Annotated in this window: 16 protein-coding genes; 4 read left to right on the plus strand and 12 right to left on the minus strand. The window is 69.6% G+C overall.

The window, feature by feature from the left end; translation table 11 throughout:
• The 11 genes from AAG801_RS23835 to AAG801_RS23885 form a co-directional block, all read right to left on the minus strand.
• Positions 1-1,131 (minus strand): DUF1501 domain-containing protein (locus tag AAG801_RS23835; protein WP_341890596.1); only part of this gene is annotated, 1,131 nt, incomplete at its 3' end.
• Positions 1,132-1,142: 11 nt separating this feature from the next.
• Positions 1,143-2,729 carry a DUF1800 domain-containing protein gene (locus tag AAG801_RS23840; protein WP_341890597.1) on the minus strand — a complete coding sequence of 529 codons (1,587 nt, stop codon included), beginning with the start codon at positions 2,727-2,729 and terminating at the stop codon, positions 1,143-1,145.
• A 127-nt stretch (positions 2,730-2,856) separates the two neighbouring features.
• Positions 2,857-3,531, minus strand: coding sequence for a DsbA family oxidoreductase (locus AAG801_RS23845; protein ID WP_341890598.1), 675 nt, complete (start codon positions 3,529-3,531; stop codon positions 2,857-2,859).
• A gap of 59 nt (positions 3,532-3,590) precedes the next feature.
• Entirely contained in the window at positions 3,591-5,012 is a 1,422-nt protein-coding gene (locus AAG801_RS23850) for an MFS transporter (protein ID WP_192196222.1), read from the minus strand.
• A gap of 49 nt (positions 5,013-5,061) precedes the next feature.
• Entirely contained in the window at positions 5,062-6,975 is a 1,914-nt protein-coding gene (locus AAG801_RS23855; protein ID WP_341890599.1) for a TIM barrel protein, read from the minus strand.
• Between the two features lie 140 nt (positions 6,976-7,115).
• A complete protein-coding gene (locus tag AAG801_RS23860) occupies positions 7,116-7,892 on the minus strand; it encodes an alpha/beta fold hydrolase (RefSeq protein WP_341890600.1) in 777 nt (258 codons plus the stop codon).
• Entirely contained in the window at positions 7,889-9,127 is a 1,239-nt protein-coding gene (locus AAG801_RS23865; RefSeq protein WP_341890601.1) for a multidrug effflux MFS transporter, read from the minus strand. The genes AAG801_RS23860 and AAG801_RS23865 overlap by 4 nt, the downstream gene beginning before the upstream one ends.
• Positions 9,124-9,573 (minus strand): carboxymuconolactone decarboxylase family protein, encoded by a 450-nt coding sequence (locus AAG801_RS23870; protein WP_341890602.1) that lies wholly within the window; start codon positions 9,571-9,573, stop codon positions 9,124-9,126. The genes AAG801_RS23865 and AAG801_RS23870 overlap by 4 nt, the downstream gene beginning before the upstream one ends.
• Positions 9,570-10,784: a 3-carboxy-cis,cis-muconate cycloisomerase gene (gene pcaB / locus AAG801_RS23875; protein ID WP_341890603.1), complete on the minus strand. Its 1,215-nt coding sequence runs from the start codon at positions 10,782-10,784 to the stop codon at positions 9,570-9,572. The genes AAG801_RS23870 and pcaB overlap by 4 nt, the downstream gene beginning before the upstream one ends.
• 16 nt (positions 10,785-10,800) lie before the next feature.
• Entirely contained in the window at positions 10,801-11,634 is an 834-nt protein-coding gene (locus AAG801_RS23880; protein WP_341890604.1) for a shikimate dehydrogenase, read from the minus strand.
• 30 nt (positions 11,635-11,664) lie between these two features.
• On the minus strand, positions 11,665-12,588 hold the full coding sequence (locus tag AAG801_RS23885) for a shikimate dehydrogenase (protein WP_192196215.1): 924 nt from the start codon (positions 12,586-12,588) through the stop codon (positions 11,665-11,667).
• Positions 12,589-12,787: 199 nt separating this feature from the next.
• Between AAG801_RS23885 and AAG801_RS23890 the strand changes: the two genes are divergently transcribed.
• Complete coding sequence (locus AAG801_RS23890; RefSeq protein ID WP_341890605.1) at positions 12,788-13,582, plus strand: IclR family transcriptional regulator C-terminal domain-containing protein; 795 nt, start codon at positions 12,788-12,790, stop codon at positions 13,580-13,582.
• 118 nt (positions 13,583-13,700) lie between these two features.
• On the opposite strand, the gene AAG801_RS23895 is transcribed toward AAG801_RS23890, so the two are convergent.
• A complete protein-coding gene (locus tag AAG801_RS23895; RefSeq protein ID WP_341890606.1) occupies positions 13,701-21,854 on the minus strand; it encodes an autotransporter outer membrane beta-barrel domain-containing protein in 8,154 nt (2,717 codons plus the stop codon).
• Positions 21,855-22,130: 276 nt separating this feature from the next.
• Between AAG801_RS23895 and AAG801_RS23900 the strand changes: the two genes are divergently transcribed.
• From AAG801_RS23900 to AAG801_RS23910, 3 genes are all read left to right on the plus strand, one after another.
• Positions 22,131-23,135, plus strand: a complete 1,005-nt coding sequence (locus AAG801_RS23900; protein ID WP_341890607.1) for a tripartite tricarboxylate transporter substrate binding protein — start codon at positions 22,131-22,133, stop codon at positions 23,133-23,135.
• A gap of 26 nt (positions 23,136-23,161) precedes the next feature.
• A complete protein-coding gene (locus AAG801_RS23905; protein WP_101493741.1) occupies positions 23,162-23,827 on the plus strand; it encodes a response regulator in 666 nt (221 codons plus the stop codon).
• The coding region (locus tag AAG801_RS23910; protein WP_341890608.1) for a sensor histidine kinase N-terminal domain-containing protein at positions 23,828-24,542 on the plus strand (715 nt) is incomplete at its 3' end. It abuts the gene before it with no gap.

Raw genomic sequence — 24,542 nt, forward strand, 5'->3', positions numbered from 1 at the left:
GCCCAGCACCGCCCGGTACTCGTTGAGCACCGGGTAGTCGCGGTTCTGGAACAGCGTGGCCTGCGTCAGCGGCTGCTGTTCGCCCACGACGCGCCCGCCCGCCAGCGCGGCCAGGCCGCCGCCGAGCACCCAGTACACGGTGCCGTGCCCGTGGTCGGTGCCGCGGTTGCCGTTCTCGTGGAAGGTGCGGCCGAACTCGCTGACGACGACCACCATGGTCTGGCGCCAGGCGGGCTCGCCCATCTCCTGCGCGAAGCCGGCCACGCCGCGGCCCAGTTCCTCGAAGCGGTTGGCGAGGTAGCCCTTGGCCGCGCCCTGCCCCACGTGGGTGTCCCAGCCGCCGACGTCGACAAAGCCGATGTCGAAGCGATCGCGCATCAACAGCGCCATGCGGCGCGCGACCTGTTCGAAGCCCTTGGGACTCATGGCGTTGCGGCTGGCGGCCTCCATCTCGGCCTGCATGGCGCGCACCACCTCGTCGCGCAGCTGGAAGCCCTCGGCCACGGGCTGCGCGAGCGCGGTGTTGCGGTACATCGACGCAATGATCTGGCTCTGCCGCGCATCGACGCCCGGCCGCGCGACGCCCGCGAGCGCCATGTTGGCGGCCTTGGCGTCGTCGCCGCGCAGCACGATGGGCAACTGGTCGGTGAAGGCGATGGGCGACACGTCGGCCAGCGGCCCGGCGCCGAGCACGCCGGCCAGCCGGTTGAGAAAGCCCGAGCGGTAGTCGCGCCGCGCGCTGTCGGGCGCCACGCCAAGCTCGATCGCGTCCTGCGTTTCGAAGTGGCTGCGCGTGAGATCGTCGGTGCCGGCGAAAGCGATGAAGGCCGCCTGCTTCTGCTGGAACAGCGGCAGCACGCTCTGCGCAAGCGCCGGGTGCAGGCCCCAGTCGGCGTCGAGCGGCAGCGCGCCGTCGGGTGTGCCGGGCCGGGGAATGGCGATGTTGGGGCGCGAGGCGTAATAAAAGTCGGCGTTGCCGGTGGGCACCAGCAGGCTGGTGCAGTCGTAGGCGCCGCGCAGGAACACGACGAGCAGCTTGGAGCCCTGGGCAGCGGGCGCGGCGGCCACGCGTGCGGCGGCGCCGGCGAAGGGCGCGGCGGCCAAGAGTTGCAGCAGGTGTCGGCGTTGCATGAGGGGGCCTTTCAACGGCGCATCAGCTCGGGCGATGCGAGCAGGAAGGTGTTCCACTCCGGCGGGTTCTTCGCCTGCGCGAGCGCCTGCTGCGTGTCGGCGCTCAGGCCGGGCTGCAGCGCGCGCACGGCGAGCGACTCGGCCAGCGGCGGAAACGGCGGCTTCTCGAGCGGGGCCTTGTCGTCGGTGCGGAACAGCACGGCACCGCTCATGCCAATGGCGCGCGCAACTTCGAAGCGGATGTTCATCTGCCCCGCGCTGGCCCAGGCGGCCTCGTTGAGCGGGTAGCCGTCGGGCGTCTCGTGGGCGTACAGGGTCTCGCCCATGCGGTTGATCCAGCCGATCATCGGCTGCGTGTTGAACACCACGCGCTCGTCGTAGGCCAGACGCACGCCCGCCACCACGTAGTGCACGGGGTCGCGGAACTTGCGGCCCAGCGAGGCCGCGAACTCGCGCGATTCGAACAGCGTCTGCAAGACGGCGGCGATGTCGCCGTCGCTGCGCGTGAAGGTGGCAGCCATGCGCTCGACCAGCGCGGGCGGCGGCTCGTCGGCCACGAAGTACACGGCGAGCTTGCGCGAGATGAAGCGCGCGGTGGCCGGCGCGCGCGCGAGGCGGTCGAGCGCCTCGTCGGTCTCGGCCAGGCCACGCGCCTGGATGGGCTGGCCCAGCAGAGTCTTTGGACCGTAGTCGTGCCGGTTCGGGTGGAACTCGAACAGGCCCTGGCGCACGTAGTCGGCGCGCACGGCCGGGCGCACCGCAGGGGGCGCTGTATCGGGCGGCTGCACGCTGACGCCCACACCGGTCAGCACGCGCGCCAGTTCCTGCACGTCGGCCTGCGTGTAGCCGCCGCCCACGCCGAGCGTGTGCAGCTCCATGAGTTCGCGTGCGTAGTTCTCGTTGATCCGGTTGGCGGCGTTCTGCGCGTTGTCGAGGTAGCGCAGCATGGCCGGGTGCCGCACGGTGGCGCCCAGCAGGTCGCGGAACTTGCCGAGCGCATGCGGGCGGATGGCACTTTCTTCGTAGTCGCCGACCATCGCGCGCACCAGGTCCTTGCGGATGCTGACGTTGAAGTGGTTCATCCAGAACCAGGTCATCTGCTCCTGCAGCTGGTTCGGCGAATACAGCGCGCGCAGCAGGAAGCGCTGCTGCGCCTCGCGCGCGAGGGTGTTGAGTTCCTGCTGGTAGGCCGCGAGCGCGGCCTTCTTCGCTTCGTCGTCGGGCAGCGCGGTCGCGGCCTTGCGCCGGGCGTCGAGCGCGAAAACGAGCTGGTCGAGCGGCGTGCGCGAGACGGCCATGGCGTCGATCTGCGCCTGCGCCGCTGCAGGCAGTGGTCGGGGCGCGGGGCGCAGCTGGCGGCCCATCCAGCGCGGCAGGCCGTCGCGCGCCAGTTCGGCCTGGCTGCTGGCGTTGGCGCCCCAGCTTACTCGGTCGAGCCAGCGCAACTGCGCGGCGGGCGTGTCGGCGGCATGGCCCAGCGCGGTGAGCGGCGGGCCTTCGGGGCGCAGCAGGCCGGTGGAACAGGCGGTGAGCGACAGCACGGCGGCCATCGCCACGGCGATCGCGCGTGAACGGTGCAGCTTCGGGAACAACGGCATGCAGCTCATCATGAACCGATCAACCGCCGCACGATGTAGGCGGTTGACCGACCTCGGGCCGTGCTCAGGTAAAGCTGAGGGTCAGCTTCGTTTCAGGACGAAACGGCAGGGCCGCAGCCCCGTGCCGTCAGGCTGTCGCGACGCTGCTCGGCTCCGCGCCCGCGATCTGCCGCAGCGCGCGCTCGAACACCTCGACGGGCTGCCCGCCGGAGATCAGGTGCTGGTCGTTGATGATGATCGCGGGCACCGAGTGGATGCCGGCGTCGGTGTACATGCACTCGCGTTCGCGGGTCTCGGCCGCGAACTCGTCGCCGGCCAAAATCTCGCGGGCCCGCGCCGCATCGAGCCCCGCCTCGGTCGCCGCGCGCACCAGCACCTCGGGGTCCGAGGGGTTCTGGCTGTCGGTGAAGTAGGCCTTCAGTAGCAGCTTCTTCAGCGTCACCTGCTTGGCCGGGTCTTCCAGCTCGGCCCAGTGCAGCAGCCGGTGGGCGTTGAAGGTGTTGTACACGCGGGGCCGGCCGCCGGGGCTGAACTCGAAGCCGACGGCCGCGCCGCGCTGGCGGATCGCCTCGCGGGCCTGCGCCTGCTGCTCGTGCGACGAGCCGTACTTCTGGTTCAGGTGCTCGAAGGTGTCCTGGCCTTCGGGCGGCATCTGCGGGTTCAGCTCGAAGGGCTGGAAGTGCAGCTCGGCCGAGACCTCCGGCGCCACCCGTTTCAGGGCGGCTTCGAGTGCGCCAAGGCCCACGGCGCACCAGGGGCAGGAGACATCGGAAACGAAATCGATCTTGAGATGGGCAGTCATGGCGCCATTCTTCATGGCGCCACAACCCTTGGTGCGCGCGGGGTCTTCGCTGCTTTGGCTCAGGCCACGGCCTTGCGGCGTTCGCGGTCCGTGCGAGCGCTGGCCATCGTCTCTTCGCGCAGGCGGTCGTACTCGGCCTTGTCGACGGGCACGGCATTGGGGTCGCCCAGGTCGCGCATGTGGACGCGGTAGGTCTCGCGGGCGCTCATGGCGGCCAGCGCGGCGAGCACGGTCACCGCGAAGGTGATGGCGCCGACGGTAAACCACACGTTGGTCGAGCCCGGAGGCGCCACGGCGGCGAACAGCGCGGGCAGCAGCGCGGTGAAGGTGGTGCCGATGTTCTGCGAGATGGCCATGGCCGACACGCGGTTGCGGGTGCGGAACAGCTCCGGGTAGAAGCTCGGGAAGGTCGCGTTGTAGCCCTGGTACACGATGCCCCACATCAGCAGCGACATGCAGATGGCCAGCGGCACGTTCTTGATGCTGATGGCGTACAGGTACACGAACGAGAGCAGGCCCGAGGCCAATGCGCCCACGATGATCGGCGGCTTGCGGCCGATGCGGTCCGACAGGTTGCCCACGAACGGGATCACCAGCACGGCCAGGATGTTGCCCAGCACCGGAATCCACAGGTACACGTCTTTCTGGAAGCCGATGCCGTAGGCGGACTGCACCGCGTAGGCCGCGCCGAACACGGTGGCGACCACGGGAATCACGTTCATCAGCGCCATGCAGACCACGCGCAGCATGTCGGCCCAGCTGTCGGTGAAGGCCTGCACGATGGGCGACTTCGCCACTTCGCCCTTCTTGTCGACCTCGGCAAAGGCCGGCGTTTCGTCGACCTCGCGGCGGATGATGTAGCCGGCCACGATCACGAGGAAGCTCAGCAGGAACGGAATGCGCCAGCCCCACGAGTTGAAGGCTTCTTCAGGCATGTAGTGCGCAAGCGGCAGGAACACGGCGGCCGCCAAAATCTGGCCGGCCTGCACGCCCTGCAAGGTAAAGCTCGCGAAGAAGCCGCGGCGCCCGAACGGCGCGTGCTCCAAAATCATCGAGCTCGCGCCCGAGATTTCACCGGCGACCGCAAAGCCCTGCACCAGGCGCAGCAGCACCAGCAGCGCGGGGGCCAGCAGGCCGACCTGGTCGTAGGTGGGCAGCAGGCCCACGGCCACGGTCGAGAAACCCATGAGGAACATGCACAGCACCAGCACCTGCTTGCGCCCGTGCGTGTCGCCCCAGTGGCCGAGCACGAAGGCGCCGATGGGGCGCGCCACATAGCCCACGCCGTAGGTCGCCAGCGACGCAATGATGGCCGTGGTCGGGTCGCCCTTGGGGAAGAAGATCTGCGGAAAGATCAGCGCCGCGGCGGTCGCGTAGATGAAGAAGTCGTAGTACTCCAGCGCCGAGCCGATCCAGCCGCTGGCGGCGGCTTTCTTCGACTGGTGCCTGCCTTGCGGCTCTTTGGCTGAGGGATTGGCCATGGGTTGTCTCCAGGGGTGTGACTAAGGTGACGGATGCGAGGGGGAAAAATCAGTCTTGTTGTTGCTGCGGCTGCTGTGGCTGCTGTGCTTGCGACGCCATGCGCGCGGGTGCGTTGAGCGCGCCGTAGGCGTCGTAGCCGCCCATGCGCTGCGCGACCTCGAAGAAGAGGCCGCCTTCGAAACTCTCGGTGTAGATGTGCAGGTAGTCGCCCGCCGCCGAGCGGTCGAACAGCACGCCCGCTTCGCGCATGCGCGCCAGCAACTCGGGCGCCACGTCGATGCGCGTGGCGAGGTCGTCGTAGTAGTTGTCCGAGATCGGCACGAAGCGCGTGCCGTTGGCGCGCAGCCGGGCCACGGTGTCGAAGATGTCGTTGCAGTCGAGCGCGATGTGGTGCACCGCGCCGCCGCCGGTCACGCTCAGCGTGCGCGCCGTGCGCGTGCGCTGGCTCAGCGACACGTTCAGCACCAGCCGCAGGCTGCGGTCGGCATTGGCCACGCCGCGGCTGCGAATCAGACCGAAGGGGTCGGCCAGCTCCAGGCTCTCGCCGGGCTCCAGGCCGAGCACGGCGCGCGTGAACAGCACCCAGGTGTCGAGCTGATCGAGCGCCAGGCCCAGTGCCACGTGGTCGATGCGCGTGAGGCCGGCATCGCGGTCGTCGGGGCCAGCGTCCTCGAGGATGAAGTCGGTCTCGTACAGCCCGTTGGCACCCAGTGCCTCGGGCACGAAATGGATCAGGTTGCCGCCCGGCGCCACGATGGCCGGCACGCGCAGTTCGTTCGGGCCGACCGGGCTGTCGTGGCGCAACGAGCGCATGGCGGTCGCACGGCCCACGGCCGCGAGCGGGTCGGCGCAGCGCACGCCCAGCGCGCACACCGAGGTGCCATGCGCCTCGAAGCGGCGGCGCGCAAACGAATCGGGCTGCGCGTTGACGATGAAATGGATGCCGCCCTGGCGGTACAGCGTGACGGCCTTGGAACGGTGGCGCCCGACACGGCGGCACCCCAGCTGCCCGAGCAGCGAACCGAGCGTGACGGCCGAGGCCTCGTCGGCCGCGAACTCGATGAACGACAGGCCCGAAAGCACCGGCGCGGGTGGCGGGTTGAACAGCTCCACGCGCTGCGGCTGCACGGGTGCATCGCTGGCGGCCAGCCGCTCGCGCGTTTCGCTTTCGAGGTACAGCAGCGAGCGCATCGCATCGACGGCGGTGCGGCGGTTCGGCGTCTCGCGGAAGATGTCGTTGAAGATCTCGAGCGACAGCGGCCCGGTGTAGCCCGCGCGCAGCACCTGTTCGAAGAAGCCGGTCACGTCGAAATCGCCCTGCCCCGGGAACGAGCGGTGGTGGCGCGCCCACTGCAGCACGTCCATCGACAGCAACGGCGCGTCGGCCATCTGCACGAAGAAGATTTTTTCGCCCGGAATGGCGGCGATGCCCGCCGGATCGTCCTTCAGCGACAGCGTGTGGAAGCTGTCCAGGATCAGCCCGAGGTGCGGGTGGTCGGCGCGCTGCACGATGTCCCAGGCCTGGGCGTAGCGCGAGGTGTGGCGGCCCCAGGCCAGCGCCTCGAAGCCCACGCGCAGGTTGCGGCGCGCGGCGCGCTCGGCCAGTTCGTGCAGCTGGGCCGCGGCACGCGCCGGGTCGTTCAGCGACAGCGGCGAGGTGTTGGAGCAGCACAGCACCATCGGTGCGCCCATGGCTTCCATGAGGTCGAACTTGCGTTCGGCGCGCTCCAGGCTGCGCTGGAACTGCGCTTCGGGCATGCCTTCGAAATCGCGGAACGGCTGGTACAGGTCGATAGCCAGGCCCAGGTCGGACGCGATGCGGCGCAGCTCGGCGGCGGTGCCGCGGAAGTTGACGAAATCGGCTTCGAACAGCTCGATGCCGTCGAAGCCTGCAGCCGCAATGGCTTCGAGCTTCTGGCGGAGGGTGCCGCTGAGCGAGACGGTGGCAATGGCGCGGTGCATGGGATGGACTGTAGAAAGAGCCCGGGCGCGCCACAACGCAAATCAGCCCCTCCTGATCGATGATCGCACGCTGCCGATCATCATTCGCACGAAATAGGGGTTACACCTAGCCCGCGCGGGGGTGCGGGTCGGGTGCTTTTTCAGAGGCTGCGCCAGTAATCGATCAGCATCTGCGCGAACTCGACCGGCTGCTCCACCGCGCTCAGGTGCGCGGCGTCGATGGTCGCCAGCCGCGCGCCCGGGATCTGCGCCACCATGGCTTCGGACATGGCCATCGGCGTGGCCTCGTCCTGCAGCCCGCCGATCACCAGCGTGGGCGTGGCGATGCGGCGGTTGCTGTCGCGGAAGTCGATGGCGGCGACGGCATTGCAGCTCTCGATGTAGCCCTGGGCATCGGTGCGCACCAGCGCGTCGTGCAAGGTGCGCGCGGCCACCGCGCCTTCGGGCGTGGCGGCATAAGCCGGCGTGAGCCAGCGCGCCACGGCGCCGGGGGCGATGGCGGCCACGCCCTTGGCGGCCACGGTTTCCGCGCGCAGGCGCCACGGCGCCTGGTCGGGGTAGTGCGCGGCCGAATTGGCGATGACCACGGTCTTCAGCTGTTTGGGGTGCCGCACCGCCAGTGCCTGCGCGGTCATGCCGCCCATCGACAGGCCGACGAAATGCACGGGCTCGCCGCCCGTTTCGCGCGCGATGAGGTCGGCTGCGTCCTGCGCCAGCGTTTCCACGCGCAGCACGCCGGGCACCACCTCAGAGCCGCCGTGGTTGCGGTGGTCGTAGCGGATCACCGTGTGGGCGCGCGCGAGTTGCGCGGCCACGCCGTCCCACATGTGCAGGTCGCAGCCGAGCGCATGGCTGAGCACCACAAAGGGGCCTTCGCCTTCGCGCACGACATTCAGGCGGGGGGTGGAAGTGGTCATGGGGTGGAGTCCTTCTTTGGGGAGGATGGAGAAGCAGGTTGCGGGAGACGCGGCAGCCACAGGAACGCGATGGCCAGCAGCACGACGCCGGCCATCAGCATCGGCACGACCATCGGCCAGGCGCCGTAAGAAAAACTGGTGTCGACAAACAGCGCGGCGACCTGCCCCACGCAGAACGCGACCATCATCATGCCGAAACCGGACCACGACACGGCCCGCCCCGCCAGGTGCGGCAGGTCGCCCACGGCGCCGGCCTGACCGCAGGGCTGGTGGATGCCGTGGCCGAGGCAGTACACGGCGTGGCCCGCCAGCAGCGGCACGGCGCTGTGCGGCAGCAGCCAGCAGCCCAGCGCCTGGATGACGGCGCCCGTGATGCTCAGCACTGCGCCCAGGCGCACGGTGCGCATCGGACCGAAGCGGCGCAGCAGGCTGCGGCACATCGTGGTGCTGAAGATGTAGACCAGCGAGCCGCCGGCCGGAATCCAGCCGTACCACGCAGGCGACCAGCCGAGGTAGCCGATGTAGACCATCGGCGAGAGCAGCAGGAAGCAGAACAGCCCGCCATAGGTGGTCGCCGCCACCGAGGCCCAGGCGCGGAACGAGCGGCTCGCGAACACCGCGCGCGTGCTGCCGCGCGGTGCGGACGATTCGCCGGTCATTGGCTTGCGCGTTTCATCGAACGAGCGCCAGCACAGTGCGAACAGCACCGCTGCGTAGACCGCCATCACGACCATCACCCAGCGCCAGCCTGCGCCCTGCACCAGCCAGGCGCCCAACAGCGGCGCCACCAGCCCGACCATGCCCAGGCCCGTGAGGCCCCGCGCCATGACGTGCGGGCCCTCGTGCGCCGGATACAGGTCGCGCACCGCGGCGCGTGAGCACACGAGAATCGCCGCCATCGAAAAACCCTGCAGCGTGCGCCAGCCCGCAAGCACCGCCACGCTGCCCGCAAAGGCACCGCCGAAAGCCGCGACCACATAGCAGGCCAGCCCCGCCAGCAGCACCGGCCGGCGGCCGAAGCGGTCGGCCAGCGGGCCGCACAGCAGCTGCGCAAAGCCGAAGGCCAGCACGAACAGCGTGAGGCTGGTGCTGGCCGAGCCCAACTCCTTCGCGATGGCGGGGAGCGCGGGCAGATAGCTGTCCGTGGCGACCGGCTGCGCGGCCAGCAGCAGCGGCAGCAGCAAGGTGAAACTGACGTCGAACCGGCCCTTCTTCGGGGCGACCGGCGCGTTCACTGCGCCGCGGGCGGAGCGGACGGAGCGAGCGTTGCGGGCAGCAGGCCCTTCTCGCGCAGGATGTTCGTCGCGATGCCGAACGCGTGGTTGGCCACCGGCACGCCGCAGTAGATGGCGGCCATCATGATCACTTCCTTGATCTCGTCGGGCGTCAGGCGCGACTCGGGCGGGCCGTCGAGTGCGGCGCGCACGTGCATCGCGAATTCCTCGTACGCATGGATGCCCAGCATCATCGACAGCACCATGAAGCGGCGCGTCTTGTCGCCCAGCGCGGGCCGGCCCCAGATGTCGTTCCACGCGTGGCGCGTGATGAGCTCCTGGAACTCGGCGTTGAAGCCGTTGCGGTTGGCGAGCGACTTGTCGACCCAGGCGTCGCCGAGCACGCGGCGGCGGTTGACGAGGCCGTCTTCGTAGGGGTTGCTCGGGGTGGCGTCGGGGGCGGTCATTGCGAGAGTTCCTTGTCGGATGAGAGTTGGGCTTGCAGGGCTTTCACCTCTGCCACAGCGGTCTGCCCGGCGTTCACGGCGAGCGCGGGGTCGAACCATTCGTCGGCCGCATCACGCGGCAGCTCGGCACGCAGCCGGTCGATGTTGGCGCGCATGCGCGCCGCATCGACCTGCAGGCCGGGCAAGGCACCGGCCATGGCGCGCACGCTGCCATGCGCCGACATCAACAGCTGCGGCCATTCGGCCAGCTCGGCCTGCCAGGCGCCGAGCGCGCGTTCGTGCTGTTGCGGCATCGCGCCGAGCAAGGCGGCCACGCGCTGCGGCGCGCGGTGCGCGGCGGCGATGGCGACCATCGAGGCCACAGGGTTGCGCTTGTGCGGCATCGCCGACGAGCCGCCGCGCCCGGGTTCGCTGGGCTCGGCGACCTCGGCCACTTCGTACTGGCCGAGCAGCGAAATGTCGACCGCGACCTTGCCGAGGCTGCCCGTCATCAGGCCGAGTTCGCAACCAAGCGCGACCCATTCGTCGCGCTGCGTGTGCCACGTCGCGCCAGGGTCGCCCAGGCCGAGTTCCTTCGCCATGCGCTGGCGCACCGCGGCGCCCTGCCCCTTCATCTGCGCCAGCGTGCCGACGGCGCCGCCGAGCTGCAGCTGCAGCGCATGCTTCGCGGCGGCGCGCAGGCGCATGCGGCTGCGCACCAGTGGCGCGGCCCAGCCGGCGCACTTGAAGCCGAAGCTGGTGACCGAGGCCGGCTGCATCAGCGTGCGCGCGAGCATCGGCGTCTCGGCGTGCTGCACGGCCAGGCGCAGCAACGCATCGGCGGCCTTGGCGAGGTCGGTCTCGACGAGCGCGACGGCTTCGCGCGTGACCAGCGCCATCGCGCTGTCGATCACGTCCTGGCTGGTGCTGCCGAAGTGCACGAAGGGCACGGCCTCGGCATTGAACAGGCCCACCGCTTCGCGCAGCGCCTTCACCAACGGAATGGCGACGCTGCCCGCGCGTCCGCTCTCGCGCACGATCTTGGCCACGTCGAACAGCTCGACCTTGCAGCTGCTGACGATCGAATGCGCGGCGCTCTCGGGAATCAGCCCCTCGGCCGCCTGCGCGCGCGCAAGCGCCGCCTCGAAGCGCAGCATGGCGTCGACGAAGGCGCGGTCGCTGAAGGCGCCCAGCGTTTCGGAGGTGGAAAGGAAGCCTTCAAAAATGCTCATGCGTGTTCCGGTGTTTTCAGTATTTCAGTTGCGCCACGGCGCGCAGTTCTTCAGGCGAGGCGGTGCCGAAGCCGAAGAACTCGAGGTAGGCCGGGATCATTTCGAACAGCATGTCGGTGCCCACCTGCACCTGGCAGCCCTTGGCCTTGGCGGCCTGCAGCAGCGGCGTGTATTCGGTCTTCATGACGACCTCGCCGACGAAGGTGTCGGGGGCGATGCGGTCCACGTCGAACGGCAGCGGGTCGGTGTCCTTCATGCCCAGCGGCGTGGCGTTGACGACGATGTCGTAGCCCGCCGGGTCTTTCGAGCCCGTGGCGACCTTCATCTGCGGGTAGTGTTCGCGCAGCCGCGCGGCCAGTGCCTGCGCGGAGGCGTCGCTCATGTCGAACAGCATCAGCTCGGCCGCGCCGGCCGCGGCGATCGATGCCGCAATGGCCGACCCGACACCGCCCGTGCCCGACACCAGCACCCGCGTGCCCTTGAACAGGCGCCCCTTGCGTTCCACGCCGCGCACGAAACCCGCGCCGTCGAACTGGTCGCCCAGCAGGCTGCCATCGGGCCGCTTGAGCACGGCGTTGCAGGCGCCCGCGACGCGCGCAGTGGGCGTGACCTCGTCGACCAGCGACATCGTCGTCACCTTGTGCGGCATCGTGACCAACGCACCGCGCAGGTTCGAGAACTTGAAGATCTGCGCGAGCGACACCGCGTAGTCCTCGGGCTTCACGCCCATGGGCACCACCACAGCGTCGATGCCCTGCTTGTCGAACCAGGGGTTGTAGATCATCGGCGCCTTGAAGGCTTCGGTGGGGTAGCCGATGTGGGCGATGAGCGTGGTCTTGCCGGAGATCATGAGAGTCGTCTTGTTCAGGAAGGTGCGGGCTCAGGCCACGCTCGGAGACTGGTAGCGCAACGGGGTTGCGATCTCGGCGTGCATCGCCGGCGGGTAGATGAGCTCGCGCAGAAAGTCGGCATCGGCCTGCATCGCATCCGCCGCGTCGAGGTGGCCGAAGTAGCGAAAGTAATGCGGCATCTGCTGCACCAGCATCTCGAAGCCGGCCTGTGCATTGAGCCCGCGCGCACGTGCCGCACGCACCAGCGGCGTGGGCTGGTTGCGCAGCAGGATGTCGAACAGCGCCGCGTGCGGCGCCATGCGCGCCACGTCGAGCGGCAGCGCATCGTCTTCGGCCAGGCCGAGCGGCGTGGCGTTGATCACGAGGTCGTAGCCCTCGGGCGCGTTGCTGTCGACCGCGATCACGGTCGCATCGAAGAAGGCGTCGAGCTTGGCGGCCACGCCCGCGGCCTTGCCGGAGGCGGTGTCGAAGAAGGCGATGTATTCGGCGCCGTTCACCGTGCCGCCTTCGGCCAGCGCCACGCCGATGGCCGCGGCACTCACGCCCGCGCCGAGGATCAGCACGCGCTTGCCGCGGAACGGCACATTGCAGCGGTCGAGCGCGCCGATCAGGCCTTCGCCGTCGAACAGGTCGCCTTCGAGCTGGTCGCCCTCGGTGCGGCGCACCACGTTGACCGAGCCCGCCACGCGGCCGAACAAGCCGCAGCCGTCGAGCAGGTCGACCACGCGCGGCTTGTGCGGCGGCGCGATCACCATGCCGCGCACGTTGCGCGCCAGGAAGGCCGACTTCATGAACACCGCGAAGTCGCGCACCGGCACCTGCATGGGCACCAGCACGGCATCGATGCCGTAGCGCGCAAAGGCGGCGTTGAACATGCGCGGCAGCCGCACGTTGCGGACCGGGTCGCCGGGGATGAGGTAGGCCTGGGTGCTGCCAGTGATGAATGGGCTCATGGGCGTGCTTCCGTTCGTCAATCGCTCGTTTCGGGGCGGAACAGCGGGCTTTATAGACCCTTCGAGAGCTGCGTGCTGTCGAACCAACCATCAAACGCTCGATGATCAATCTTTGAAGTTCGTCAATCGATCAAATTACGGGTTTTCACTTAGCCATTTGGACTCTGCTGCCGTGCCGGACGCGGGCACACTTCCGCCCATGACCCCCACCAGCCCCGACGACTCGACCCCGCCCGCCGGCCTGGACAAGCGCGACTGGATCGCCGGGCTGGAGCGCGGCGTGAGCATCATCGAAGCCTTCGACGACGCCAACCCGCGCCTCACCGCCAGCCAGGCCGGCCAGCGCACGAACATGACGCGCACCGCCGCGCGGCGCTATCTGCTCACCCTGCAGCACATGGGCTACGTGGCGAGCGACGGCAAGCTGTTCTGGCTCACGCCGCGCGTGCTGCGCCTGGGTCAGTCGTACCTCGAATCGGCCCGGCTGCCGCGCGTGGTGCAACCTTTTCTGCAGCGTGTGGCGGCGGGCACCAACGAGATCGCCTACCTCAGCGTGATGGACGGCGACGAGGTGGTCTACATCGCGCGCAACGGCCCCAACCGCAGCATGAGCACCGGCTACGTGCTCGGCGCGCGCGTGCCGGCGCAGGTGACGGCCTCGGGCATGCTGATGCTGGCGCTGCGCACCGACGCCGAGCTGAACGAGTGGCTGGCGATGCGGCAGCTGACGGTGTTCACCTCGCACACCATCGCGAGCATGGAGCGCATGAAGCTCGAGCTGGCGCGCATCCGCGCCCAGGGCTGGGCGCTGTCGGAACAGCAGCTCGACCTGAACTCCCGCGGCATCGCCGTGCCGCTGCGCGACCGCCACGGCGCGCTGGTGGGCGCGCTCAACATCACGATGCCGATGGGGCATGAGAGTTCGGAAGACGCGGTGGCGCGCGTGCTGCCGGTGTTGCGCGAGACGGCGCAGGCGATGCGCAACCTGATCTGATCTGATCTGATCTGATCTGATCTGATCTGAAGCGGCGGCGCGTCGGCCGTGCCGGCGCTTTCTTTCGAAGCGGTGCGACAGGCAGTCCTGCCGCGCCGCCTCACTTCACCTCACCGGCTCACCACTTCACCCGCACGCCCGCCGCCGCATTGATGGAGCTGCCCACCCGCGCCTCGCCGCCTGCGGCCCACTGCTTGCCGAGTTCGCCGTAGAGGCTGGTGCGCTGGCTCACCGCCAGCGTGAAGCCCGCGGCCAGCTCGGTGCTCGTGCCGCCGATGGGCGCGCCGACGGGCGTGATCGCCGCCGGGTTCACGAAGCGCGCGACGTCGTTGCCCTTGGCGCTGCGATAGACGTTCAGACGCGCATAGGGCTGCAGCGTGCCGGCGCCGGTCGCGAAGCTGCCCTTGATGCGCACGCCCGCCCGGCCGATCCAGCCGCTGTCCGCATCCTGCTGCACGAGTGCGCCCGAGATGGACACATCGTCAAGCCGCAGCCGTTGGTGGATCAGCTGCAGTTGCGGTTCCACCGACCAGCCGCCCGCGCCGATCGCGAAGGCCTTGCCTACTTCGATCGATGCCAGGAAGCTGTTGCCCTTGCCCGAGACGCCCGCACTCAGGAACGGCTGCACCGTGTAGCGGTGGCGGCCGGCCTGCAGCACCGCATCGGCATAGAAGCCATCCGCGGTGATGAAGGTGCCGTAGAGGCCCAGGTACTGGCTGCGCAGGTCGTTGCTGCCCGCGGCGGTGTTCAGGAGGCCGCTGCTGAAGCCGCTGGTGCGGGTGCTACCTTCGAACTGGCCCACGTAGATGCCCGCGCGCCAGTCCGGGTTGGCCCACAGGTCGGTGCCGGCCTGCAGCCCGGTCAGACGGCCCTCGCCGTGCGGCGAGACGGTGCCGCCCTGGCGGATGTCCATGTCGGTGGAGATCAGCCGGCCCCAGGCGCGGCGGTTGTTGCCGTCGGTGCCCTGCGTTGCTCCCGCGCCGCCGCGCACGTCGTCGTCGCCGATGCGTTGGCTCAGGCTCGCGAGCATGCCCAGGTTGCCCTGGCGCAGCTGGTGGGGCAGCGCCGCGAACAGCGAGGCCTCAGCGCGGTAGGTCGGCAACCCGGCACCGCCGGAAGTGCCCGGAGTGCCCGTGCCCGGCGTGCCCGGTTCGGCCTCGGTGCGCAGGTACCAGTTCTCGCCGCCGCCGCTGGCGTCGCCCGCGTACAGCCGGTACTCGAAGGCACCGGCATCGACATGGCCGCCCGAGAGCGCGAAGGCGTCCTTGGTGGTCTGCGCGGTGGTGGTCGCGCCGTTGCGCGCGCTGATGAGCTCGATGCCCGCGCCGCTGGTGCGTGCGCCCAGGCCGCCGAGGTTGGAAATCTGCACCGTCGTGCGTCCACTCGCGCTGGCGGCAGCACCATCGAGCACGAGGCGGTCGGCGGTGCCGGGGTTGTCCAGTTTCGCGGCCAGGCGCAGTACACCGTTGCTGCCGACGTAGGGGCCGGTCAGCGTGAGCGTGGTGCCGGGCGTGCTGCCCAGCAGCGAGACGGTGCCTGCGTTGTTCAGGCCTGCCATCTTCTGGCTGAAGCCCGCCAGATCGAGCGTGGCGCCGCTGGCCACCACGCCGCTCGACGCTGCGCTGAGGGCGTTGGCCGCGCCGGCCTTGAGGGTGCCCGCAACAACGCGGGTCTCGCCGCTGTAGCTGGCCGTGCCTGCGAGCGTGAGCGTGCCTGCACCCACCTTGACCAGCGAACCGCCGGCGCCGCTGATGGCGCCCGAGATCGTGTTGTCGCTGCCGACTGCACCGGTGGTCAGCGCCTTGGCGCCGAGCACCACATCGCCCGCGCCGCCGAGCGAGCCGATGCTCGTGCCGGTGGTGGCCAGGTCGATGCGCACCTGCGCGCCGACCGCATTGGTCACCGTGGCGCCGGCGGCATTCGCGCCGTCCTGCAGCCGCAGCGTGCCCTGGTTGGCAATGACCAGCGTGCCCGCGTCGGCCTTGCCGCCGAACTGCAGCGCCGCGCCCGAGGCGATGCCGACCGCGCCCGTGCCCAGCGCGCCGCTGGTGTCGGTGGCGAGCGTGCCCGCATCGACCAGCGTGCCGCCGCTGTAGCTGTTGGCACTGGCCAGCGTCAGCGTGCCGGCGCCGATCTTGCGCAGCTTGCCGGTGCCGCTCATCGCGCCGGCGTAGATGCCGGCGGTCTTGTCCTGATCGAACGCGACCTCGGCGTTGTTGACGATGTTGCCCTGCAGGCTGGTGGCGCTGCCCTGCAGCACGCCGCCCTTGACGGTGGTGCCACCGGTGTAGGTGTTGAGACCCCCGAGGATCAGCCGGCCCGCATCTTCCTTCGAGATGCCGCCCGCGCCCGAGAGCGCGACATTCATCGTCGCGGTCATGTTCACGCCCGCGGCCGTGTTGTCGCCCACACGCACCACCGCGTTGGCGTTGTCCAGCGTAAGGCCGTCGCCCTGCACCACGTAGCCGTCGACCGCGAACTGCGCACCGGCGATGCGCACCGCGCCGCCGCCGCCATCGACCGTCACGGTGCCGGCCTTGCCGCCGAACACCGCGAACTGGCTCTGTGCCCAGTTGGCGTTGAGCTTGCCGTCCATGTCGGTCCAGCCATCGCCCGGACTGCCCACGCGCCAGGTCCCGCTGCCGCCGGCCAGCTGGTTGTCGTTGTACTTGGTGCTGTCGCCGCCGTCCCAGAAGTTGAGCGACAGGCCCGCGCGGTTGACCAGGTTGACCTGGTTCGCCACAGAGGTCTGCACCTGCAGGTCGGCCAGCTTGGCGCCGGCCGGTACGGTGCCGATGTCCAGGCCGAAGTCGGTCAGCGTGCCGCCGTAACTCATGAGGCGATACAGCCCTGGCCCGAAAGTGCCGCCGGCCGACTGCGCGATGTTCAGCGTGCCATTCAGTTGCAGATTGCCCGTGACATCGATCAGGTCGTTGAGCGCGCCGCCGGGCACGCCGGCCTGGCCGAGTTCGTAGTTCAGCGTGGCGCCGCCGCCCAGTGCGAGCGCACCGAGCGTCAGCGTGCCGGGGCTGTTGCCCGCGGCGAGGATGCCGCCGTCGGCGACGAAGACCGCGCCCGTGATGGTGCCGCTGCCCGCGAGCGTGGCGCCCGTCTGCACCTGCACGCCGCCCGTGCCCGTGGCGCTGCCGCTCTTGTTGTTCACGCTCAACGTGCCGCCAGTCACCTGGGTGCCGCCGGTGTAGGTGTTGGCGCCCGACAGCGTGAGCGTGCCGCCGCCCACCTTGACGATCGAGCCGCCGGCGCCGCCGGTGCCGCTGATCGTGCCCGACAAGGTGCTGTCGCCGCCGCTGCCGCCGAGCGTGAGTGCGCTGCCGCCGAGCACCAGATCGCCCGCGCCGCTGAGCGAACCGAAGCTCACACCGATCACCGCCTGGTCGATGCGCACCTGCGCGCCGGCCTGGTTGATCACCGTGGCCTTGTCGGCCGAGGCATAGTCGGCAAAGTCCAGCACCCCGCCCGCGGCGTTGGTGATGGTCGACGTGCCGGCGCTTGCCTGTGTCTGGAAGCGCACCGAGCCCTGGTTGTAGATGGCCGCGCCGCCCGCATCGGCGTAGATGCCGAACAGCAGCCTGCCGGGGGCCGCGACGCTCACCGGGCCGCTGCCCAGGGCGCCGGTGACATCGGTGGAGAGCAAGCCGCCATCGACGAAGGTGCCGCCCGTGTAGGTGTTCGCGCTGCCCAGCAGCAGAATGCCGCCGCCGATCTTGCGCAGCCGGCCGCTGCCGCTCATCACGCCGTTATAGGAACCGACGGCGAACTGGTTCGGGTCGAAGACAACCTCGGCGTTGTTGACGATGTTCCCTCGCAGGCTCAGCGTGTCGCCCACCAGCACGCCGGCCTTGACGGTGGTGCCGCCGGTGTAGCTGCTGGTGCCGCGCAGCACCAGCGTGCCCACGTCGTCCTTGACCAGGCCGCCCGTGCCGGTGAGTGCGACATTCATCGTTGCACTGCGCGTGGTGTCTGTGCCCGAGCCATCGCCCACGCGCACCACCGTGCCCGAGGCGCCGAGCTCGATCGCATCGCCCTGCACCACATAGCCATCGGCCGCGAACTGCGCGCCGATGATGCGCACCGTGCCGCCCGCGTTGCTGACATTGACGGTGCCGCCCGTGCCGCCGAACACCGCGAGCTGGTCTTGCGCCCACGCCGCGTTGATCTTGCCGTCGGCGTCGGTCCAGCCGTCGCCGGGCACGCCCACGCGCCAGGTGCCCGCGCCGCCGGCGATCTTGCCGTCGTTGTACTTGCCGGCGTCGCCGCCGTCCCAGAATTTCAGCTCAAGGCCCGCGCGGTTGACCAGGTTGACCTGCTGGGCCACCGAGGTCTGCACCTGAAGGTCCGTGGCCGCGACCGGCGTGCTGCCGATGTCCAAGCCGTTGTTGGCAAGCGTGCCGGTGTAGTCGATCAGGCGGTAGATGCCCGCGCCGAACGTGCCGCCCTTGGACTGCGCCACGTTGAGCGTGCCGTCGAGCCGCAGGTTGCCGTTGACCTTGATCAGGTCATTGAGCAAACCGCCGGCGGTGCCGGCCTGGCCAAGGTCGTAGTTGAGCACCGCGCCCTCGTCGAGGCTCAAGCTGCCGAGCGTCAGCGTGCCGGCGCTGCCATTGCCGGCCGACAGCACGCCGTCCTTGTCGACGGTGACCGCGCCCGCGATGCTGCCGCTGCCTGCGAGCGCCCCGCCGCCGAACACCCGCACCGCGCCGCTGCCGGTCGCACTGCCGCTCACGTTGTTCACGCTCAGCGTGCCGGCTGCAATGGTGGTGCCGCCGGTATAGGTATTGGCACCGCTCAACGCGAGCGTGCCAGCGCCGACCTTGACGATCGAGCCGCCCGTGCCCGAGCCCGGCTGCGAGAAGATGCTGCCCTTGTCGCTGACGGTGCCCGAGATCGTGTCGCTGTGGCCCAGCCCGCCGAGCGAGAGTCGCGTGGCGCCCAGGACCACGGCGCCGCCGCCCGAAACCGCACCGAGCTCCACAGCGGACTTGCCCGTCGCGCCCGACACATCGAGCGTGGCGCCTGCGGCGTTGGCGACCGAGGCATTCGTGCCCGTCGCGCCATCGACGAAGCGCACCAGGCCGCCGGCCGTGTTGACGATCTGCGCACTGCCGGCTGTGGACGTCTGGCCGAAGGCCAACAAGCTCTTGCTTCCGTTGGTGATCGTCGCCGCTCCGGCGCTGGCGCTCTCGAAGAAGTTGATCGCCCCGCCCGCGTTGGTGATGGTCGATGCACCGGCATTCGAATTGCCGCCGAACTGCAACGCGTTCGCTCCGACCATCTGCCAGGTCGCACCATTGAGCGTGATCTTCGAGGAAGCGGCCGTGGCGCTCTGGGCAAACGACAGCGTGTTGCCGCTGTCCGCGCCTGCGACGCGGCCCACCGTGTACGCGTTGCCACCGGCGCTCGCCTTGTCGCTGAAGATCAACTGCGAGCCGACGCCCTGCTGCTGCACCGCGCCGCTGCCGAGCACGCCGGTCACGGTCGTGAAGATGCTCACGCCGTCCTGCAACACCGTGCCGCCGCTGTAGTTGTTGGCCGCCATGAGGCCCAGGGAGCCGCCCTTGCCGGTGACGGTGAGCAAACCGCTGCCGGTGATGGCGCCGCCCACGCCGAAGAAGTTGTTGCCCAGGTCGAGGGTGCCGCCGCCGGCGCCGAGCGCGACGTTGCGCATGCTGAAGAACGGCGCGGAACCCGTGGCGATGCGCAGGGTGCCGCCGTCCAGCGCCAGGCCCGTGCCGAACGCGCCGAGGTTGGTGTCGCCCGAGATCTGCAGGATGCCGCCCTTGACCGTCGTGCCGCCGCTGTAGCTGTTGATGCCGGTCAGCACCAGCGTGCCGCCCTCGTCCTTGACCAGTCCGCCCGTGCCGCCGATCGCCGCGTGGATGGTGGCGGTCATGCCCGCGCTCGCCGCCGTGCTGTCGCCCACGCGCACCGTGGTGTTCGCCGCGCTGATCGTGAGCGGATCGCCATTGACCACATAGCCGTCGACCGCGAACTGCGCGCCGCCCATGCGCACCGGACCGCCCGCGCTCTGGTTGTCCACCGTGATGGTGCCGGCCTTGCCGCTGAAGATCGCGATGCCGTCCTGCTGCCAGCCCCCGTTGAGCTTGCCATCGACGCTGGTCCAGCTGGCGGTCGAGCCGCCCGCGCGCCAGGTGCCGCTGCCGCCCGCGATCTTGCCGTCGTTGAAGTTCGCCGAGTCGCCGCCGTCCCACAGGCCGAGCGTCGCGCCATCGAGACGGACCAGGTTCACCTGGTTGGCGACGCTGGTCTGCACCTGCAGGTTCTTCGCATCCGTCGGCGCGGTGCCGATGTTCAGGCCGTTGTCGGTCAGCATGCCTGTGTAGTCGATCAGCCGGTACAGGCCCGCGCCGAACTTGCCGCCCGTGGACTCGGCCACATTGAGCGTGCCGTCGAGCCGCAGATCTCCGTTGACATGGATCAGGTCGTTGAGCGCGCCGCCCGCCACGCCAGCTTGACCGAGCTCGTAGTTCAGAACGGAGTTGGCGCCGAGCCTCAGTCCGCCGACGGTCAGCGTGCCTGCAGCGCCATTGCCCGGCGACAGCAAGCCCGTGCCCACGCCCACCGTGCCGGCAATGCTGCCGCTGCCGGTGAGCGTCCCGCTCGACTGCACCACCACGGCGCCGCTGCCGGTGGCGCTGCCGCTCGCGTTGATGACTGCGAGCGTGGTGCCCGAGACGTTCGTGCCGCCGCTGTAGGTGTTGGCGCCAGTCAGCGCCACCGCTCCCAGGCCGCTGAGCGCGAGCGCGCCGCCGCCGTCGATCGTGCCGGTCAGCGCCAGCGGATTCGTGCCACTGACGTTGAGCGTCGTGCCGGCGCTCAACGTCAGGGCATTGCCCACCACGGTGCCCGTCACGCTGGCGCGCAGGTTCGCGTTGCCGGTCACTGCGAGTGCGCCAGGACCCAGGGCGAGGTTGCTGCCCACGTCCAGCGTACCGCCCTGCAGCGTCGTGCCGCCGTAGTTGTTGTTGCCGCTCAGCGTGAGCGTGCCGGCGCCGTTCTTGATGAGGCCACCGATGCCGCTGACGGTGCCGCCCAACGTGAAGTTGTTGTTGCCCTGCACGGTCAGGTTGCCGACAAGGTTCACGTTCTGGGCCAGCGTGAGGCCGTTCGCCGCGGCCTGGATCGCGCCGCCGTTGCCCATCAGCGTGCCGGTGCCGAAGGCGCCTGCGTCATCGAAGATCGCGACGCCGCCGTTGAGCAGGGCGCTGCCGCTGACCACCGGGCCGTTCAGGGTCCAGGTGCCGCTGTTGACCTGGAGGTTCTCGAAGTTCAGGTACTGCGCGGCCTTGATCTCGCCCGAGGCAGCACCACCGCCGGCGTTGCGCAGCACCAGCGTGTCGGTGCCACCAACGCCCGCATCGACGGTGCCGGCGGCCGCGAAATTCAGCGTGCCGCCCGACGGCGCCGCCACCACAGTGGCCGGCACCAGGCTCGGTCCGCCGTTGATGGACGAGCCTGTGGCCGCGATGAAGGTGTCGTTGCGCGCCCCGGTGCCGAGCGAAACGCTGCCGTTGATCGTGCCCGCGTTGGTGAAACTGTTGCCGCTGGAAGTCGGGCTCTCGAACGCGATGCGGCCGGTGATCGTGCCGGTGTTCACCATGTTGATCTGGCCGCCACCATAGACGGCGACCACCGCTGCATCGGCCTCGGCCAGTGTCGCTTTGGCGATAGCCCCGGTGGTCATCGTTCCGTTGTTGGTGATCGTCGTGATACCGCCGCCGCCGTTCTGCAGCGCGAGCGCCAGGCCGGCCAGGCCGACGGACGCATCCCTGGTGCCACTGATCGTCCCGTTGTTGATGACGGTGGCCGTACTGGCCCCGCCGTTGCCCATCACAACGCCCGTGGACAGGTTCGCGGTGCCGTTGCCGAACAGCAGCGGATCGATCTGGCCGTTGTTCGTGAGCTTGATGTCGGAACCCGTCAGCGTCATTGCGCTGCCGCTTCCACCCGGCAGCACGCCGACGGTCGCCCCGGCGTTCACCGTGACGTTCAGGTTGCTGGCGCCGTTCGCATAGTCCGGCGCCAGCAGGGGGGCGGCACCGTCGCAGGTCACGTCGTTGAATGCAACCGTGCACACCGCCTGCGCCGGAAGGAAGCTGGTCGCCAAAAACGCGAGCGCAGCGCCCGCCACTGTCGCCGTGCCGCTGCCCTTGCCGCAGCCCTTCGCCAGTTCCGATGCAACACGAAACCGGCCCAGACGACGGTCGAAGATCACGCGGTAGATGTGATTCACAGGTCTCTCCTCCAATTTTGTAAATCAATGTTATCCAGCCGATGAATCCGAGGTCTCCGTGGATGCGAGAAATCGGCGAAGGACCGAAAGGAAGGCGAGGAAGTGTCTGGAAGCCACAACATTCCGAAGCCCACGCCAGTTGTTGCGTCCGCGACCGGCAGCGCGACGCCATCCCGTTCGGCCATCGGGCTGCATCCAGAGAGGCACTGACAGCATTCCGACAGCATCCGCCCGGCAGGATGCGGGCTTCCAACCAAAAAACACTGGAGACAAGCCATGTCCGATCGCTTCCCCACCGACGCCCACACCCGCCGCCACTGGCTGCAAGCCGGCGGCGCCCTCACCCTCGGCGGCCTGCTGCCTTCGATGGCCTTTGCGCAGGACGCCTGGCCCAGCAAGTCGGTGCGTTTCGTCGTGCCCTTCGCACCGGGTGGCAGCTCGGAAATCGTGGCGCGCTCCACGGCCGCCGAGCTGTCGCGCACGCTGGGCCAGAGCGTGTTCGTGGACAACAAGCCCGGCGCGGCCGGCAACATCGCCATGAGCGAGGTCGCACGCGCCACCGACCAGCACACACTGATCCTCGGCCACATCGGCACGCTGGCAGTCAACCCGTACATCTTCGCCAAGCTGCCCTACGACGCGAACAAGGACTTCAAGCCCGTGAGCCTGCTGGCCAAGGTGCCCAGCCTGTACGTGGTGCACCCCGACGTGCCGGCGAAGAACCTCAAGGAGTTCATCGCGTACGCCAAGAGCAAGCCCGGCAAGCTGAGCTACGGCTCGGCCGGCAACGGCAGCGCCGGCCACCTGGCCTTCGAGTACCTGAAGATGACGGCCGAGGTCTTCATGCTGCACGTGCCCTACCGCGGCACCGGCCCGATGGTGACCGACCTGCTCTCAGGCCGGCTCGACGCCTCGGCCATCGGCGCAGCGGCGATCATTCCGTTCATCAAGGCCGGCAAGGTGCGCTGCATCGCGACCGGCTCGGCCAAACGCCTGGCGCAACTGCCCGACGTGCCGACCGTCGCGGAACAAGGCTTCCCCGGCTTCGAGATGACGCAGTGGTACGGCATGCTCGCGCCGGCCAGCATCACGCCGGCGCAGATGACCAAGCTCTCGACCGAAACCATGAAGGCCGTGAAGTCGCCGGACTCGATCCAGCGACTCACCGCCGATGCGGCCGAGGCCGTGGGCGGCACGCCCGAGCAGTTCGCGCAGTTCATCACTGCCGAGCAGAACCGCTGGCAGAAGGTGATCGCAAGGGCAAACATCAAGCCTGATTAAGGCAAGCTGGCTCTAGCATCGGCGCCATGCGCATCCTGCTGGCCGAAGACGAACACACCCTGGGCACCTGGCTCTGCAAGGCGCTGGAGCATGCGGGCATCCAGGTCGAATGGGTGGACGATGGCCGGCTGGCCGACCGGGCCTTGCAGCAGCGCGACCACGACGCGCTGGTGCTCGACCTGGGCCTGCCCGGCATGGACGGCCACACGGTGCTGCAGCGGCTGCGCGAACGCGACCAGCGGCTGCCGGCGCTGATCCTCACGGCGCGCGATTCGCTGAACGAGCGTGTCGCGTCCCTCAACGCAGGTGCCGACGATTTCCTGGCCAAGCCCTTCGCGCTGGCCGAGCTCGAGGCGCGGCTGCACGCGCTGGTGCGCCGCGCACGCGGCGTGGAGCATCCGCGCCTGGCCTGCGGGCCGCTGGTGTACGACGGCGCACGCCGGCAGTTCACGCTGGGCGGCGAAGCGCTCGCCCTGTCACCGCGCGAACAGGCCGTGCTGCGCGCGCTGGTGCAGCGCAGCGGCGAGCCGCTGTCGAAGCAGCAGATCCTCGACCGCGTGTTCTCCGACGACGACGAAGTGCATCTCGAAGCGGTCGAGGTGCTGGTCTACCGGCTGCGCAAGCGGCTCGATGGCAGCGGCGTGCGCATCGTCACGCTGCGTGGCCTGGGCTACGTGCTGGAAGCGGACTGAGTGAGCGCGCTGCGCCGCTTCACCGACCGCCTGCGCCGCACCAGTCTGTGGCAGCGGCTCGCGCTGCTGCTGTTCCCCGCCCTGCTGCTGGTGACGGGCATCGAGCTGTGGATGACGCGGCACGACGCGCTGGCGGCTGCCAATGCGGCCTACGACCGCTCTCTGCTCGGCGCGCTCAAGTCGATCGACGCGAACATCTCCACGGCCTCGGGCGGGCTGTCGGTCGAGCTGCCGTACACGATGTTCGAATTCTTCGAGCTCACGGCCAGCGGGCAGGTGTTCTTTCGCGTCGCGACCTCCGACGGGCTGGTGGAGCTGGGCAGCGCCGACCTCCCCGCGCCGCCCGTCGAGCCCGCGATGGGCGTGCCGGCTTTCTACGACGCCACCTACTTCGGCGAGGCCGTGCGGCTCGCGGCCTACCGGCGCGACCTCGACCGTGCGCCGGCCGGCAGCACCGGGCGCAGCGTGCTGATCCAGGTCGGCGAAAGCACGCGTTCGCGCCAGGAGTTCACCAGCCGCTTCGTGCGCAGCGCCGCGCTGCGCGACGGGTTGATCCTCGCCATGCTGCTGTGCGGCACCGCGCTGGCGCTGGCCGCGGCGCTGCGGCCTCTCTCGCGGCTGGCGCGCGAGGTGCAGGCACGCACGCCCGACGACCTGACGCGCATTGCCGAGACCGACCTGCCCGCCGAGGTGCGCCCGCTGGTCGCCGCCGTGA

The organism is Variovorax sp. YR752, assembly GCF_943372545.1.